This is a genomic window from Halocynthiibacter sp. SDUM655004 (genome assembly GCF_026015885.1).
Taxonomy (GTDB): Bacteria; Pseudomonadota; Alphaproteobacteria; order Rhodobacterales; family Rhodobacteraceae; genus Falsihalocynthiibacter; species Falsihalocynthiibacter halioticoli.
The window spans coordinates 992,756-1,007,364 of the sequence record NZ_JAPDUG010000002.1 but is presented as its reverse complement, the minus strand read 5'-3'; the positions used below and the strand labels follow the sequence as shown (position 1 = coordinate 1,007,364).

The following is a 14,609-nucleotide window of genomic DNA, read 5'->3' as shown; positions in this document are numbered from 1 at the left end:
ATTAACCTGTCACCACCACGCCGCCGTCAATCACCATCATCTGGCCAGTCATCATTTTGCTGCTGTCAGAGGCCAAGAACAAAATACCGCCGGAGATATCTTCGGGAACCAGTTTGTCTTTGAGGCACTGCAGCTCAAGGTGTTTTGCCACGCCTTCTGGCGTTGCCCATTTGTCCAGTTGTTTTTGGGTGAAGACCCAGCCTGGAGCCAAAGCGTTTACACGAATACGGTCTGGCCCGAATTCGCGAGCGAGGCTGCGCGAGAGGCCGTTGATTCCCGAGTTTGCGGTTGTGTAGGCCGGAAAGCCCCCGGCTCCCATCATGTAGGAGATGGATGAGAAGTTAATGATGCTACCGCCGCCAGCCTCCTGCATGCCTGGAATGACGGCCTGACACGCGAAGAAGTAGGGCTTGAGGTTGATTGATTGCGACCAATCCCAAAACTCCTCGTCTGTTTCGAGAGTTGCATGACGTTGGTCGTTGGCAGCATTGTTGACCAGAACCGTTACAGGGCCATGGGCGTCTGATGCTTTTGCAATCGATGATTTCAGCGCTGCAATGTCGGTGATGTCAGTTGGGATAAAAAGCGGTCGGTTGCCTGTTTCCTTTTCCATCTCGTCGCAGAAAGCCGTCGCGTCGGAGCGCTGCACGAATGCAACCTTTGCCCCTTGAAGCAAGAACGCCTTGGTAAGTTCGGCGCCGATGCCCGAACCGCCGCCAGTAATAAATACGGATTTCCCTTTGAGGTCAGGGTAGACAGGTTGTGTTGTCATTGTTCTTCCCGTGAGATATTTTTGGTCCCAATATTTGGAACTAAATTTCATATATTGAAACTATAGTGGGTTTTAGGGTATGAATGCAATAGTTTCGTCTGAGAATGGCGAAGACTAAGTGGAGGAAATACGGCTTGAAAAGCTCGAATAACGGAGATGGTACCGTAGGAAAGGCGCTTGAAGTGCTTGATATGGTTGCGTCGTTCGAGCGGCCAATTCGATTCTCCGAGCTTCTTGAGGCGAGCCCTTATCCAAAGGCGACTCTCTACCGACTCGTTCAAACGCTCACCAATCAACGCATGCTGTCTTACGATCCTGAAAGCCAGTATTACCGCCTCGGCATTCGGCTGGTGAAATTGGCACATGTCGCTTGGGCGAGCAGTTCCATCGCGCCTGTTGTTCGGCCGCATATCGACGCTCTGTCCCGTGATCTTGGCGAGGTGGTTCACCTTGCGCAGCTCGATAACGCGCAGGTGCTGTACATTGACAAAAGAAATGCCGGCGAGACCATTCCGATGTATTCTCAAGCTGGAAAGGTCGGGCCCGCCTATTGTACGGGCGTCGGAAAAACGATGATGGCTTTCCTGCCGAAGGATGAGCTTGACGAGATCGTTTCACAACAATCATTTCATCGGTTCACGCCAAAAACTTTGGCCGATGCAGAAAGCCTCAAAGCGGAACTTCAAGCGATCAGAGATCGTGGATATGGTTTCGACGACGAGGAACACGAACCGGAAATCATCTGTGTTGCTCTGCCGCTCTTGTCGAGTAGCGGGCGCGTTCTCGGGGGAATTTCCGTGACAAGTACAACAAACAAGACCGATCTCAACGGTCTGGCAAGCTTCGTTCCTCGCATGCGAGAAGCGGCCCGTGACATTCAGGAAGAGGTCCAGAATTGGCGCTTTCCTGATCAAACATTCACCAAATAACGATTGGAATAGCGCATATGTCAGGTGTAACTCTCAAGAATGTAATCAAGAAATATGGTGATGTCCAAGTCGTCCATGGCGTTAATCTGACGGTTGATGATGGTGAATTTTGCGTGTTTGTCGGGCCATCTGGCTGCGGTAAGTCCACACTTTTGCGGATGGTTGCTGGCCTTGAAGAAACCACTGGTGGCAAAATTGAAATTGGCACGCGAGATGTAACCCATGTTGATCCTGCGGATCGTGGCGTTGCGATGGTCTTTCAGACATATGCGCTCTATCCGCATATGACGGTCGAGGAAAATATGGGCTTTGGTCTGAAAATGACGGGCCACAACAAATCCGAGATCAAGGAGAAGGTCAGCGAAGCGTCCAAAATCCTTAAGTTGGATGATTATCTGGGCCGTAAGCCAAAGGCGCTTTCTGGCGGTCAGCGGCAGCGGGTTGCAATTGGGCGTGCAATCGTTCGTGGGCCCGAAGTCTTCTTGTTTGACGAGCCGCTTTCCAACCTTGACGCTGAACTCCGTGTCGAGATGCGGGTCGAGATTGCGCGGCTTCACAAAGAGATTGGCGCAACCATGATCTATGTGACACACGATCAGGTCGAGGCGATGACGCTTGCGGACAAGATCGTTGTGCTGCGCGATGGGCGGATCGAGCAGGTGGGCGCGCCGCTCGAGCTATACCGTGATCCTGACAACAAATTCGTCGCGGGTTTCATTGGCAGCCCTGCCATGAACTTTGTCGACGGAACTGTGGCCTTGGGTAAGGTTAACGCAGCGGGGCTGGGCCTCATGCTTGAGGCCGATGTCAACTTGCCAGCGGGCGGCGAGGTGATTGTTGGCGTGCGTCCGAACCATCTTGAGATTGATAAGGATGCAGCAACCCACACTGTCGACATTACAGAGTCCCTCGGCGGTATTTCCTATGTTTACCTGACCGCGGACAACGGCGAGCGGTTGATCGTAGAGGCGCGCGAGGACGAGCCGGTTCGTGCGGGTGCGAAGGTTGGCGTTAAAATCTCTGATGGTACGCCGATGTTCTTTGACAAATCGTCAGAAGCGCGCATTCGCTAAGAAACGCGAAATTTTCTAAATAGGGCTGGCACTTGCCGGCCCTTTTTTGTTGCGCTCATTGAGGGAATGCGCCGGATTGGTAAGATTTTTGTGCCAGTTTTCTCTTGCCGCCGTTGACAAGACCGAACTTCCCGTGAATATATTTTAATCGCTAAATTAAAACTGAGTCGCGATTGGCTCAGTCTCTGGGAGGGGTAATATGTATCTTGGGCTGGACCTCGGGACATCGGGGCTTCGCACTGTTCTTGCTGATGCTTCAGGGCAAATCTTAGCCTCTGAAGAGGCGCACTATGATGTGTCTCATCTGCATTCAGGTTGGAGCGAGCAAGACCCGCAGGAATGGATCAATGCCTGCGAAAAGACCATTACCGCATTGCGGAAATCTCACCCAAAAGAACTTGCTGCGTTAAAAGGGATCGGTATCTCTGGCCATATGCACGGTGCTACGCTTGTTGACGCCAGCGGCGAAGTCATGCGTCCTTGCATGCTTTGGAACGACACGCGTAGCGCGAAAGAGGCGGCTGAATTTGACGCAACCGAAGGGTTCCGCGAAATATCTGGCAACATTGTGTTTCCAGGATTTACAGCGCCAAAAGTTGCTTGGGTCGCCAACAACGAGCCTGAAGTTTTTGCCAAAATTCACAAGGTTCTTCTGCCGAAAGATTACCTCCGCTATTGGCTAACAGGCGAGTATTTTGGCGATATGTCGGATGCGGCTGGAACAAGCTGGTTTGACGTTGGCGCGCGCGATTGGTCAGACGAGTTGCTGGCGAAATCAGGAATGCGTCGCGACCAGATGCCCGATCTCGTTGAAGGAAGTGCGCCCGCAGGAATGTTGCGCGCGGCTTTGGCCAGCGATTGGGGAATAGAAGGACCGGTTGTTTGCGTTGGGGGCGGTGGTGATAACGCTGTTGCGGCCTGTGGCGTCGGGTGTTTCTCTGAAGGGGACGGTTTTGTCTCTCTCGGAACGTCTGGAGTGCTTTTGGCGGCGAAAGACCGTTTTTCGCCCAAGCCCGAAAGCGCCGTTCACACATTCTGTCACGCCATTCCCGACACATGGTATCAGATGGGTGTTATCCTTGCGGCGACCGATTGCATGAACTGGCTCGCAAAAACACTCGGCTCAAAACCGGCGGAACTTTCCGCGCAGCTTGGAGACACGATCTCAGGCCCGGGTTCGATCCAATTCTTGCCCTATCTATCAGGCGAACGCACGCCCCATAACGACAGCACAATTCGTGCATCCTTCATTGGCCTGAGTGTTGGCACAACCCATGCCGACCTGACGCAAGCCGTTATGGAGGGGGTGGCCTTCGCACTGCGCGACAATCTTGAGGCGCTGAAATCAACCGGAACCGATCTCAAGCGCGTTCTGGCCATCGGCGGCGGCAGCGCGAGCCCTTATTGGGTCGAGATGTTGGCGACTGTTTTGGATATGCCAATCGATCTGCCCGAAGCGGGCGATTTCGGCGCGGCCCTCGGAGCGGCGCGGCTTGCCATTGTCGGAGACACTGGCGCTGCCCCAAAAGATATAATGACCGGCCCGAAAGTGGCCAAAACCGTAAACCCGCGCAAAGAGCTTTCGGCGGCCTATAACGAGGCCTACGAAACCTATCGCGCGCTCTATCCAGCAATAAAGGCGATCACAAAATGAGCACCGGATTTTTCCCAGTAGACAAGATCAAATACGAAGGCCCAGACAGCACAAACCCGCTGGCTTTCCGTCACTATAACCCTGACGAGATCGTTATGGGCAAACGTATGGAAGACCACTTGCGTTTTGCCGCAGCCTATTGGCACTCCTTCGCGTGGGAAGGCGGAGACCCCTTCGGTGGGCGCACATTTGACCGCCCGTGGTACCCACAAGACAACATGGACCTCGCCAAGAAGAAAGTCGACATTGCGTTTGAAATGTTCACAGCACTTGGCGTGCCATACTACTGTTTCCACGACGCCGACGTTCGCCCAGAAGGGAAGAACTTTGCCGAGAACACAGCGAACCTCAACGCAATCGTTGATCTCTTCGAGCAAAAACAAGCCGAAACTGGCGTTAAACTTCTCTGGGGTACGGCGAACCTCTTTAGCCAAGCGCGCTTTATGTCTGGTGCGTCCACGAACCCTGATCCTGATGTGTTTGCCTATTCTGCGGCAACTATCAAAACCTGTATGGATGCAACGATGCGTCTGGGTGGTGAGAACTATGTGCTTTGGGGCGGTCGTGAGGGCTATGAAACGCTGCTGAACACCGACTTGCGCAAGGAAGACGAGCAAATGGGCCGGATGCTCAATATGGTTGTCGAATACAAGCACAAGATCGGCTTTAAGGGCGAAATCCTTGTAGAGCCTAAGCCACAGGAACCTAGCAAGCACCAGTATGATTACGATGCCGCGACATGTTATGGCTTCCTTAAGCGCCACGGTCTTGAGAACGAAGTAAAGCTCAACCTTGAGCAAGGCCACGCAATCCTCGCCGGCCACAGCTTTGAACATGAGATCGCAACTGCTGCAGCACTCGGAATTCTTGGGTCCATCGACATGAACCGGAACGATTATCAATCCGGTTGGGATACAGACCAATTCCCGAACAATGTTCCTGAAGTTGCGCTCGCCTATTACCACATTCTCAAGGATGGCGGCCTAAAGACAGGCGGAACGAACTTTGACGCGAAGATCCGTCGTCAGTCGGTCGATCCTGCGGACCTGTTGCACGGTCACATCGGCGGAATGGATATCTGTGCACGCGGTCTCAAAGCAGCGGCAGCGATGATCGAAGACGGAACGCTCGATAAAGAGCTTGCCGATCGCTATGCGGGCTGGGAAAGCGACGAAGCGCAAAAGATGCTCAAGGGCGACTATACGCTTGAAGATATTCAGAAATACGTTGAAGCTGAAGATGTAAATCCGGAGCCGCGTTCTGGAAAACAAGAGTATCTGGAGAATGTTGTTAACCGCTTCGTTTAGGTTGCAACACAGCCTATAGGAAAGCGTTACATGGCTTTGCTTAAAACAGTTGCTCGCACTTCTGATGGTGCGAGCATTGACGAGGTGACATTGGAAAGCAATGTCGCCTCGGTCTCGTTTCTTACGGCGGGTGCTGCGACACGGGACTGGCGCGTCAGTCACAAAGGCCGCGAAATTCCCGTTGTTCTGTCTTATGACGATCCCGCGGTTTATCTTGAAAACCCGTCCTATTTCGGCGCAATCGCGGGGCGCGTGGCAAATCGTACCGCAGGTGGCCGTTTCACTCTGGATGGCAAGAGCTACCAATGCACACAGAACGAGGGCGAGAACATGCTCCATGGCGGAGCGTTGGGCCTCGCCCGTAGGCTTTGGACTGTTGCGCTTGATACTGCGAACAACGCTGCGCGGTTTACTTACCACTCCGCAGATGGCGAAGAAGGGTTCCCTGGCGCAGTTGATTTTACAGTTACGGTTTCACTGAATGGTGCCGCGCTTACCTACGAGATGGAGGCACGATCAGATCAGGTGACGCCAATTAATATGGCGCAGCACAACTACTATAACCTGATGGGGGAAGGTACGATTTGGGATCATAAGCTGCACCTCGCGGCAAATCGATATACCCCTGTTGATGATGCCTTGATCCCAACGGGCGAAATTCTTGGCATTGCAAATTCGCGATTTGATTTTCGACAGCCAACATTAATCAAAGATGCAGATTCCGAACAGCTCGGGATTGATCATAACTTTGTACTGGAAGGCAGCGCCCCCGCTGCCGTCCTAAACGCGCCAAACGGACTTTCGCTCACGCTTGAAACAGAACAGCCGGGGCTTCAGGTTTACACTGGTGCCTATCTGGACAATAGCGTTGCTGGGTTAAATGGCAGGGAGCATGTGAAGCATGGTGGCATCTGCCTTGAGCCGCAAACCTTTCCGAATGCGCTGAACCAAGCAGGCTTCGAAGCAAGGTTTGCTACGCCGGATGTGCCTTATAAACAGAAGCTTACCGTAACAATCGAAGAGGGTCGCGAATGAGATTGGCAGGGATACTTGCAATTACCATCGCAGTACCGGCGCTCGCCGGTCCGCTCCCAGATGCGAATGCAGTGTTCCCAGAGGTTTCATTTGAAAGCGCAGAGCTCGGGCAGCTTCTGTTCTATGACCCGATTTTGAGCGGTAACAAGAATATTTCTTGTGGAACCTGTCACCACCCAACACTCGGCACCTCTGATGGGGTGTCGCTAGGGATTGGAGAGGGCGGATTTGGTCTTGGGTTGCATCGGATGTTTGACCCAGAAAACCCGCCGGAAGAAAGAATTCCGCGCAATGCGCCAGCATTGTGGAATTTGGGCGCTACCGAATTTACGCGGATGTTCCATGACGGGCGTGTAGAGCTCGATCCAGCGGAGCCAAACGGCGTGCGCACTCCGCTTGGCGAAGAGATGTTGGCTGGCGCCAAAAATATTCTAGCGGTTCAGGCCATGTTCCCTGTGCTATCTGGCGATGAAATGGCAGGTCACTACTCCGAGAGCGATATTTCCAAAGCTGCAAGGCTTGGGCAAAACAGTCAGGAAGGCGGAGTTTGGGATATCATCGCAACGCGCGTTGCGAGCATTCCAGAATATCGGGAGCGCTTTGACGCGATAATCGGGGTGGATCAACCGATAGGCTATGTTGATATTGCGAATGCCCTTGCAGATTTTATTGCGTTTGAGTGGCGCTCGGATGACAGCCCGTTTGACCGGCACATCAAAGGCGAAGCTAGCCTTAGTGGCGGAGCACTGCGCGGCATGGAACTTTTTTATGGCAAGGCGGAATGCGACAGTTGCCATAGCGGCCAGTTCCAAACAGACCATGATTTTCATGCCATTGCGATGCCCCAGATCGGCCCTGGCAAATCTGCACCCTTTGAAAGCCACTTTCGCGATACAGGCCGAATGCTTGTGACCGGAGCGGAAGCGGATGCTTATGCCTTCCGTACACCGAGCCTTCGCAACGTTACAGTGACTGCGCCCTATGGTCATTCGGGTGCGTATGCTGACCTGCGCGATGTGGTGGAGCACCATCTTGATCCGGTCGCATCTCTTCGGGCCTATTCCGCAGATCGCGCTGCTCTACCTGAGTTCGCTGAGGCAGAGGATTGGCATATTGTCGAGAATGAAGCGGAAGTGAATGCCATTGCCGATGCGAATTCACTCGCACCAAATTCCGGCCTTAGCGATGCTGAAGTGGATGACATTCTTGCCTTTTTAGCAGCGCTCAAGGACGATAATGACGGACGAGGGCGCCTCGGCGTGCCGGAGTCTGTTCCGAGTGGGTTGCCGCTCGATGCGGTTACGCAGTGATTGTGCGTATGGCTTAGGTGTCATTCCGAACGGTGATCTTTTGACCAGCCTTAAATGCCTGCCAAGCACCTTCTGTTCCATCCGGCCAAATCACGCGCAGTTCTCCGTCAGTATGATCGCCAAGACCAAAGTGCTGCGCTGCCAAACTGCCGCCTGCATGGCCGCCCCCGATGGTAACTTCTCGGGTTTGAATTCCAGACTGGGTTTTGACCTCAATCACACTGCCGATCGCGTCAGTGTTGGTGCTGTTCTGGGATAGCTGCACCGCAAGCCAATTTCCGGTTTCTGTTGAAGTATTTTGATATACTTCTAGCGGCGCTTTGCGGTTGTTCACAGCGAGATCCAAAAGCCCATCATTGTTTAAATCAGCAAGCACCGCACCGCGGCTCCGCACAAGCGAGGCAATGCCAGCAACGTCACCGAACTCGGTAAAGTTCCCATCCTCACCTTGAATTAGCAGGTTGTTTGGGTCTTTCATCGCCGCGCCAGGCATGCGTTCGACATTTCCTTTCGCGATGAAGATGTCGTCTCTGCCGTTGTTCTGGATATCGCCGAACGCGACATGCCAACCAGTTGAGGGGCGTCCGTCACCGCCGGTATAGGGGCGATGAGCTGTCGTTCCACGCTCGAACGTGTAGTCGGTAAACCGTGGCGCAGATCGGTCGATAGGCGACTGGATTTTTTGATCGCCCATCGAAGTGAGCGCGATTTCGGCAAGCCCATCCCCAGTTAGGTCACGGCTTGCGATGCCCATGCCCCAAATCGAGAAGGATTCCCAACCATCTTCCTGCGTGTACAGACGGGGTGTTTCCTCCATCGCCCACATCTGCTCTTCGCCGCCTTTCACATAGTAGTGTCGGTCATTTGACACCCGCAGATCAGCGCGCCCGTTGCGCCCCCAATCAGAAAAGAGCATCGAGAGCGTACAATATCCAGGCGATAGTTCGAACGGGGTGGCGTAACTTTTGCCATTTGGGCGGTAGAGCGTGTTGACGTCGCAGGTCTCAAAAGGACCGTTCGGATCTTCTCGGTCGACATAGTTGCCAAAGGCGAGAGTTGGCAATGAGTTGTTGGCTTCCCACGTTGCTGAAAATGATGTTGTCCAATGGCTGCTACTTGAGAATTCGAGCGCGTCGAACGGGCGAAACGTACAATTGCCTTCGCCTTTCAGAAGCATATTTTCACCGACGCTCAAGATGGCGAGATCGGTAATGCCATCGCTGTCGATATCGATTGGGTAAGCGCCAGTCATGCCTTGAATTGCCAGTGCCTCTGGCGTTTCTTTGCGGAAGTCCAACGCCGCTTTGGTGCTTGTGTTCACAAACAGCGCAGCGGGGGCCTCGCCACCAGCGGCGTAAAGTTCGGGCAAGTCATCATCGTTGCAGTCAAACGAAGCAAGCCCGCCGCCGACATAGAACTCCCAGCCGCCAATGTATTCATGCGCCTCAATCGAGATCGGTTCGAAGCTTGGGTTTGCGAAAATCGGTGTGGCAAGGAGTGTGGTTAGGAGGGCCGTGCTACACCGCATTGTGGGTAATCTCTCGTATGGCAAGTTCTGTCACACCTTCCATCGCAAAGGCGGCGGCCCCTTTGGCCCACATCAAATCTCCCCATTTGTGGATTTTGACCTGCGGGAGTGGGGCGTCTATCTGAACGACTGATTTCTTCATGGTTTCAATTACATCGTCGGCATAGAGGTAATCGAACTGCATCCGTTCACCAGAGAGGATGATAAGCTCTGGGTCGAAAATGTTAACGATATTGGCAAGCCCCATGGCAAACATGGTACCTGCGCGATGAAAAATGGATTGGGCGAGAGAGTCACCGGATTTCGCGTCTGTGAAGAGTTGGGCGAGGCGGTTTTCTGAGAGCTCTTCGTTCCCACCGGAGCCCATGATCTCGGCTTCGCGCATGAGCGCATAATCGGCGACATAGGCTTCAAGGCACCCACGTTGCCCGCATCGGCAAAGAGCGCCATTCAAATGAACCTTTGTGTGCCCGAACTCGGCGCCGCAACCTCGCGTACCGCGGTAAATTTGGCCGTCGATCACGATGCCCATACCGACACCGTGTTCAATGGTGACGACGATAAAGTCGCTGTAGGACTTGCCCATGCCAAAAAGCTGCTCGGCTTTGGCAACAAGGTTCGCGTCGTTGTCGATGAATACGGGAAGAGGGATATCGGCTTCGATCAGATCACGAAGTGGCACGTTTCTTTCGGTCATGGAGGGCGACCAATACACGAAGCCACGCGGTGCATCGATGATACCCGCAACGCCAAGGCCAAGGCCTGAAAGTTTTTCTATTGAAAGCTCGGTGTCCTCCAAAGTGTCTTCAAGAGCCTTGCGGATAAAGCTGACCATCTCAGGGCCCGAAAGTTGGCTGCTCGGCAGAGGAATTTCGGATTCCGCAATGGTCTGCCCCTCAAAATTCATCAGGGCAACAGTAGCAGAGGTGTTGGCGACTTTTATGCCAGCAACGAAGTGGGAGTCCCCTCGAATTTTGAGCGCAACCCTTGGGCGGCCTCGTTTTGTGTCGCGCTGCTCGGATGCCGCAACCTCTTCGATTAAGCCCGCGTTGAGGAGTTCGCTTGTGATGGATGTTACCGTTGCTGGGCTAAAGCCCGTCTGCGAAGCAATGTCGATTCGGGCGATCTGTTCAGCCTTACGAATCGCGCTGATCACCTGCTGACGCCCTGATTCGCGCTGGTCGGATGACGATGAAATTTTGTCGTTCTTCACCAAGAAATCATTCCTCCCCAAATGCTTGCTCCAAGCAGAATCCATTATTTCGATTTCTCGAGCATATTGTATTCAAACCAGTTTTTTCTTGGTTTTTCAATCATTTTCAATTTCGTGAGAAGAGGTGCGCGGATTTAATTAGACCTCTGAATTTAATGGTGCTATCAATTTTGGGCACACCCCGATTCCAAACTGTATTATGGGGTGCGTACGATCTTGAAAGGGAGGATCAAATGAAAAAAGTAACTGGTTTCGCTGCGGTCGCTATGGCTGCTGTTCTGGGAACAACTGCTCTTGCTGACGGTGTTGTCGTTGGTGTGAGCTGGTCGAACTTCCAGGAAGAACGCTGGAAAACTGACGAGGCTGCGATTGTTGCAGCTCTGGATGCGGCTGGCGCATCTTACATCTCCGCTGACGCACAATCTTCTTCTGCCAAGCAGCTTTCTGACATTGAATCTCTGATTGCTCAGGGTGCAAATGCGCTGATCGTTCTGGCACAAGACACATCTGCTGTTGGCCCTGCTGTTCAGGCTGCTGCTGACGAAGGCATTCCTGTAATTGCTTATGACCGTCTGATCGAAGACGAGCGTGCATTCTACCTGACATTCGACAACGTTGAAGTTGGCCGTATGCAGGCACGTGCTGTTTTGGCTGCACAGCCAAAAGGCAACTACGTGATGATCAAAGGCTCGCCAACTGATCCAAACGCAGACTTCCTGCGCGGCGGTCAGCAAGAAGTGCTTCAAGCTGCAATCGACGCGGGTGATATCACCATCGTTGACGAAGCTTACACTGACGGCTGGGTTCCTGCGAATGCGCAACGCAACATGGAGCAAATCCTGACAGCCAACGACAACAATGTTGATGCTGTTGTTGCGTCCAACGACGGTACTGCTGGTGGTGTTGTTGCTGCTCTTACTGCTCAGGGTATGGAAGGTATTCCAGTATCCGGCCAGGACGGTGACCACGCTGCGCTGAACCGCGTTGCGATCGGCACACAAACCGTTTCGGTTTGGAAAGACGCCCGTGAGCTTGGTAAAGCCGCTGGTGAGATTGCTGTTGCGCTCGCGGAAGATCCAAACGCGACGATCGACGGTGCTGCTGAGTGGACATCGCCTTCTGGTACAACGCTGATGGCGAAGTTCCTTGAGCCGGTTCCTGTAACTGCAGACAACCTCAACGTTGTTCTCGACGCGGGTTGGATTTCGAAAGAAGCGCTTTGCGCCGGTTCGACACTCGACGTCTGTAAGTAAACCAAACAACGAGCCCTCAGCCTTGAGCTGGGGGCTCTGCTCCTTACAATTTTCCAAAAAACGTGATTTCTGGTACTGCGTCCTCGAGAAAGAGAGGAACGTATCAAAACGCGTATCTAAGCTTTGCCGCTTGGGAGAGGGCAACACATGAAAGATTCAGCTAAAAAATTCGTGTCCAATGTGGGCATTGATCCAAGGCTGCTCGGTATGATCGGCGCACTTGTCGTTCTTTGGGTGGTTTTTGATCTCTGGACCGGTGGGCGCTTTCTGACGCCGCGCAACCTGTTCAATATTTCGGTACAGACTTCATCCGTTGCGATTATGGCAACCGGAATGGTGTTTGTGATTGTGACGCGACACATCGATCTATCGGTTGGTTCGCTATTGGGCTTTATCGGCATGAGCGTCGCGGCGCTTCAAGTGCACGTCCTGCCGGATATCGTCGGGCTCGGGCATTGGTCGATCTGGATCATCGCTTCAGTTGCGGCGGTTCTGATGGGGCTTGTTATCGGCGCCGCGCAGGGGTGGGTGATTGGTTATCTGACCGTTCCAGCCTTTATCGTTACGCTTGGCGGGCTTTTGATCTATCGCGGTGCTATGTGGTGGGTCACAGAGGGGCAAACCGTTTCTCCACTTGATCCGAACTTCAAGCTACTTGGAGGCGGTGCAGAGGGAACACTTGGTGAAACGCTGAGTTGGGCCTTTGGCTTGTTTGCGTCTTTTGCTGCTGTTGTCCTGATCATTCTGTCTCGCCGCCGTAAAGCGAACCACGGTTTTGTTGTGAAGCCTGTTTGGGCAGAGGGTGTTCTTATCGCTTTGGCCGTAGGGTTGATTATGGGCTTCGTTTGGACGCTCAATTCCTATCCAATTGCCAAAGGCGCGCGGGCACGTGTTGCAGAGGCGCGGGGGCTTGAGCTTACCGATACATTGTCTCTGAACCATGGTGTGGCGATTCCAGTTGTGATCCTGCTCTTGGTGACCGTTGCCATGACGATTGTGTCTAAGCGCACGCGTTTTGGCCGCTATATCTATGCAACAGGTGGCAACCCAGAAGCCGCAGAGCTTTCGGGCATTAATACGCGTATGCTGACGGTCAAGGTATTTGCGCTCATGGGCGCGCTTACAGGTATCTCTGCTGTTGTCGCCTCGGCGCGGCTTGGTTCGGTTGACGTGGGCCTCGGAACGCTCGACGAGCTTCGTGTGATTGCGGCCGCTGTTATTGGCGGAACCGCACTCGCTGGGGGCTTCGGCACGATCTATGGTGCTGTGATTGGTGCTGCGATCATGCAAACTTTGCAATCTGGTATGGCCTCTGTTGGCGTTGACGCACCGTTGCAAAACATGGTCGTGGGCTTCGTGCTGGTTGTCGCGGTTTGGATCGACATCGTTTATCGCCGTAAAGTCGGCGTTTAAGGGAGGATATGAGAATGACTACGAAAACCCCTCTCGTCGAGATGAAGAACATTTCCATCGCCTTTGGCGGTGTGAAGGCTGTGGATGACGTGTCGGTTGACCTGCACGAAGGTGAAGTTGTGGGCCTTCTGGGTCACAACGGTGCGGGTAAGTCCACGCTGATCAAAATCCTCTCCGGTGCGTATCACGCAAATGCGGGCGAGATTTATATCAGCGGCGAAAAGGCGCATATCGCCAACCCACGTGATGCGCGGAACTACAACATCGAGACGATCTACCAGACACTTGCTTTGGCGGATAATCTCGATGCTGCGTCAAACCTGTTCCTTGGTCGCGAAATTGTAACCAACGTTGGTACGGTTGATGATGACGCGATGGAAGCGGAAACGCGGAAGATCATGGGCCGTCTGAACCCGAACTTCGAAAAGTTCAGCAGCCCTGTTTCAGCGCTATCCGGCGGCCAGCGCCAATCTGTTGCGATTGCACGTGCGGTATACTTCAACGCCAAAATCCTGATCATGGACGAACCAACAGCCGCGCTTGGGCCGCACGAAACCCAGATGGTTTCGGAACTCATTCAGCAGCTCAAGTCTGAAGGGATTGGTATCTTCCTCATCAGCCACGACATTCACGATGTTATGGACCTCTGCGACCGCGCTTCTGTTATGAAGAACGGCAAGCTTGTTGGCACTGTGAATGTTGATGAGGTTACGGACGATGATTTGCTCGGGATGATTATTCTCGGCAAGCATCCGCATGAAAATAAAGAAGACGCATAAGCGATCTTTCTTTAGGGCCTAAACGAACGGCGGTGCGCTATTTGCGTGCCGCCGTTACGTTTTCAAAACTCTCTACCTTCTTGTCGATGACCATTCCCTCGATGTCGGAGCAAAATGACTTGAAATGCGCGCTTTCAAGGTGCTCATCAAACGCGGCGGCGCTGTCGTAAATTTCATAGAGGAAGAATTTGGCGGGGTCGCTTGGGTCTGTGCAGACATCGAAAAGTTGGCATCCCGCTTCCATCTCTACGGATGCTTTCGCGTTTAGGTTAATGTGCGCGTGGAAAGCCTCGGCCTTAGATGGCTCAATGATGAATGTGACGCAAACGGCGAACATAGCTGC

The 14,609-nt window shown here is 53.2% G+C and carries 13 protein-coding genes; 9 read left to right on the top strand and 4 right to left on the bottom strand.

The window, feature by feature from the left end; genetic code table 11:
- Nucleotide 1: 1 nt before the first annotated feature.
- Nucleotides 2-772, bottom strand: a complete 771-nt coding sequence (locus N9C89_RS12510) for an SDR family NAD(P)-dependent oxidoreductase (protein ID WP_263954252.1) — start codon at nt 770-772, stop codon at nt 2-4.
- A 191-nt stretch (nt 773-963) separates the two neighbouring features.
- Here N9C89_RS12510 and N9C89_RS12505 point away from each other — a divergent pair, with 191 nt between their 5' ends.
- The 6 genes from N9C89_RS12505 (at nt 964) to N9C89_RS12480 (ending at nt 8,080) form a co-directional block, all read left to right on the top strand.
- Complete coding sequence (locus N9C89_RS12505; protein ID WP_394358510.1) at nt 964-1,701, top strand: IclR family transcriptional regulator; 738 nt, start codon at nt 964-966, stop codon at nt 1,699-1,701.
- A 17-nt stretch (nt 1,702-1,718) separates the two neighbouring features.
- On the top strand, nt 1,719-2,774 hold the full coding sequence (locus N9C89_RS12500; protein ID WP_263954250.1) for an ABC transporter ATP-binding protein: 1,056 nt from the start codon (nt 1,719-1,721) through the stop codon (nt 2,772-2,774).
- A 199-nt stretch (nt 2,775-2,973) separates the two neighbouring features.
- Nucleotides 2,974-4,428 carry a xylulokinase gene (gene xylB / locus N9C89_RS12495; RefSeq protein ID WP_263954249.1) on the top strand — a complete coding sequence of 485 codons (1,455 nt, stop codon included), beginning with the start codon at nt 2,974-2,976 and terminating at the stop codon, nt 4,426-4,428.
- Complete coding sequence (gene xylA, locus N9C89_RS12490) at nt 4,425-5,735, top strand: xylose isomerase (protein ID WP_263954248.1); 1,311 nt, start codon at nt 4,425-4,427, stop codon at nt 5,733-5,735. Before xylB ends, xylA begins: the two co-directional genes overlap by 4 nt.
- 30 nt (nt 5,736-5,765) lie before the next feature.
- Entirely contained in the window at nt 5,766-6,770 is a 1,005-nt protein-coding gene (locus tag N9C89_RS12485; RefSeq protein WP_263954247.1) for an aldose epimerase family protein, read from the top strand.
- A complete protein-coding gene (locus N9C89_RS12480; protein ID WP_263954246.1) occupies nt 6,767-8,080 on the top strand; it encodes a cytochrome-c peroxidase in 1,314 nt (437 codons plus the stop codon). Before N9C89_RS12485 ends, N9C89_RS12480 begins: the two co-directional genes overlap by 4 nt.
- A gap of 13 nt (nt 8,081-8,093) precedes the next feature.
- Here the strand turns inward: N9C89_RS12480 and N9C89_RS12475 are convergent, their stop codons facing one another.
- Complete coding sequence (locus N9C89_RS12475) at nt 8,094-9,608, bottom strand: CRTAC1 family protein (protein WP_263954245.1); 1,515 nt, start codon at nt 9,606-9,608, stop codon at nt 8,094-8,096.
- Nucleotides 9,598-10,821: an ROK family transcriptional regulator gene (locus N9C89_RS12470; RefSeq protein ID WP_263954244.1), complete on the bottom strand. Its 1,224-nt coding sequence runs from the start codon at nt 10,819-10,821 to the stop codon at nt 9,598-9,600. Before N9C89_RS12470 ends, N9C89_RS12475 begins: the two co-directional genes overlap by 11 nt.
- Before the next feature lie 266 nt (nt 10,822-11,087).
- Here N9C89_RS12470 and xylF point away from each other — a divergent pair, with 266 nt between their 5' ends.
- From xylF to N9C89_RS12455, 3 genes are all read left to right on the top strand, one after another.
- Entirely contained in the window at nt 11,088-12,074 is a 987-nt protein-coding gene (gene xylF / locus N9C89_RS12465; RefSeq protein WP_394358509.1) for a D-xylose ABC transporter substrate-binding protein, read from the top strand.
- A gap of 147 nt (nt 12,075-12,221) precedes the next feature.
- On the top strand, nt 12,222-13,487 hold the full coding sequence (locus tag N9C89_RS12460; RefSeq protein ID WP_263954241.1) for a sugar ABC transporter permease: 1,266 nt from the start codon (nt 12,222-12,224) through the stop codon (nt 13,485-13,487).
- Nucleotides 13,488-13,501: 14 nt separating this feature from the next.
- Nucleotides 13,502-14,266: an ATP-binding cassette domain-containing protein gene (locus tag N9C89_RS12455; RefSeq protein ID WP_263954240.1), complete on the top strand. Its 765-nt coding sequence runs from the start codon at nt 13,502-13,504 to the stop codon at nt 14,264-14,266.
- A 37-nt stretch (nt 14,267-14,303) separates the two neighbouring features.
- Here N9C89_RS12455 and N9C89_RS12450 read toward each other — a convergent pair whose 3' ends face one another.
- Nucleotides 14,304-14,603, bottom strand: a complete 300-nt coding sequence (locus N9C89_RS12450) for a putative quinol monooxygenase (protein WP_263954239.1) — start codon at nt 14,601-14,603, stop codon at nt 14,304-14,306.
- Between the last annotated feature and the right edge of the window lie 6 nt (nt 14,604-14,609).

What these genes read in the sequence shown, in the direction of transcription:
- N9C89_RS12450 (WP_263954239.1), bottom strand. Translation starts at nt 14,603, where the DNA reads ATGTTCGCCGTTTGCGTCACATTCATCATTGAGCCATCTAAGGCCGAG.
- N9C89_RS12505 (WP_394358510.1), top strand. Translation starts at nt 964, where the DNA reads ATGGTTGCGTCGTTCGAGCGGCCAATTCGATTCTCCGAGCTTCTTGAG.
- N9C89_RS12475 (WP_263954245.1), bottom strand. Translation starts at nt 9,608, where the DNA reads ATGCGGTGTAGCACGGCCCTCCTAACCACACTCCTTGCCACACCGATT.
- N9C89_RS12480 (WP_263954246.1), top strand. Translation starts at nt 6,767, where the DNA reads ATGAGATTGGCAGGGATACTTGCAATTACCATCGCAGTACCGGCGCTC.
- N9C89_RS12485 (WP_263954247.1), top strand. Translation starts at nt 5,766, where the DNA reads ATGGCTTTGCTTAAAACAGTTGCTCGCACTTCTGATGGTGCGAGCATT.
- N9C89_RS12460 (WP_263954241.1), top strand. Translation starts at nt 12,222, where the DNA reads ATGAAAGATTCAGCTAAAAAATTCGTGTCCAATGTGGGCATTGATCCA.
- xylA (WP_263954248.1), top strand. Translation starts at nt 4,425, where the DNA reads ATGAGCACCGGATTTTTCCCAGTAGACAAGATCAAATACGAAGGCCCA.
- xylB (WP_263954249.1), top strand. Translation starts at nt 2,974, where the DNA reads ATGTATCTTGGGCTGGACCTCGGGACATCGGGGCTTCGCACTGTTCTT.
- N9C89_RS12500 (WP_263954250.1), top strand. Translation starts at nt 1,719, where the DNA reads ATGTCAGGTGTAACTCTCAAGAATGTAATCAAGAAATATGGTGATGTC.
- N9C89_RS12510 (WP_263954252.1), bottom strand. Translation starts at nt 772, where the DNA reads ATGACAACACAACCTGTCTACCCTGACCTCAAAGGGAAATCCGTATTT.
- N9C89_RS12455 (WP_263954240.1), top strand. Translation starts at nt 13,502, where the DNA reads ATGACTACGAAAACCCCTCTCGTCGAGATGAAGAACATTTCCATCGCC.
- xylF (WP_394358509.1), top strand. Translation starts at nt 11,088, where the DNA reads ATGGCTGCTGTTCTGGGAACAACTGCTCTTGCTGACGGTGTTGTCGTT.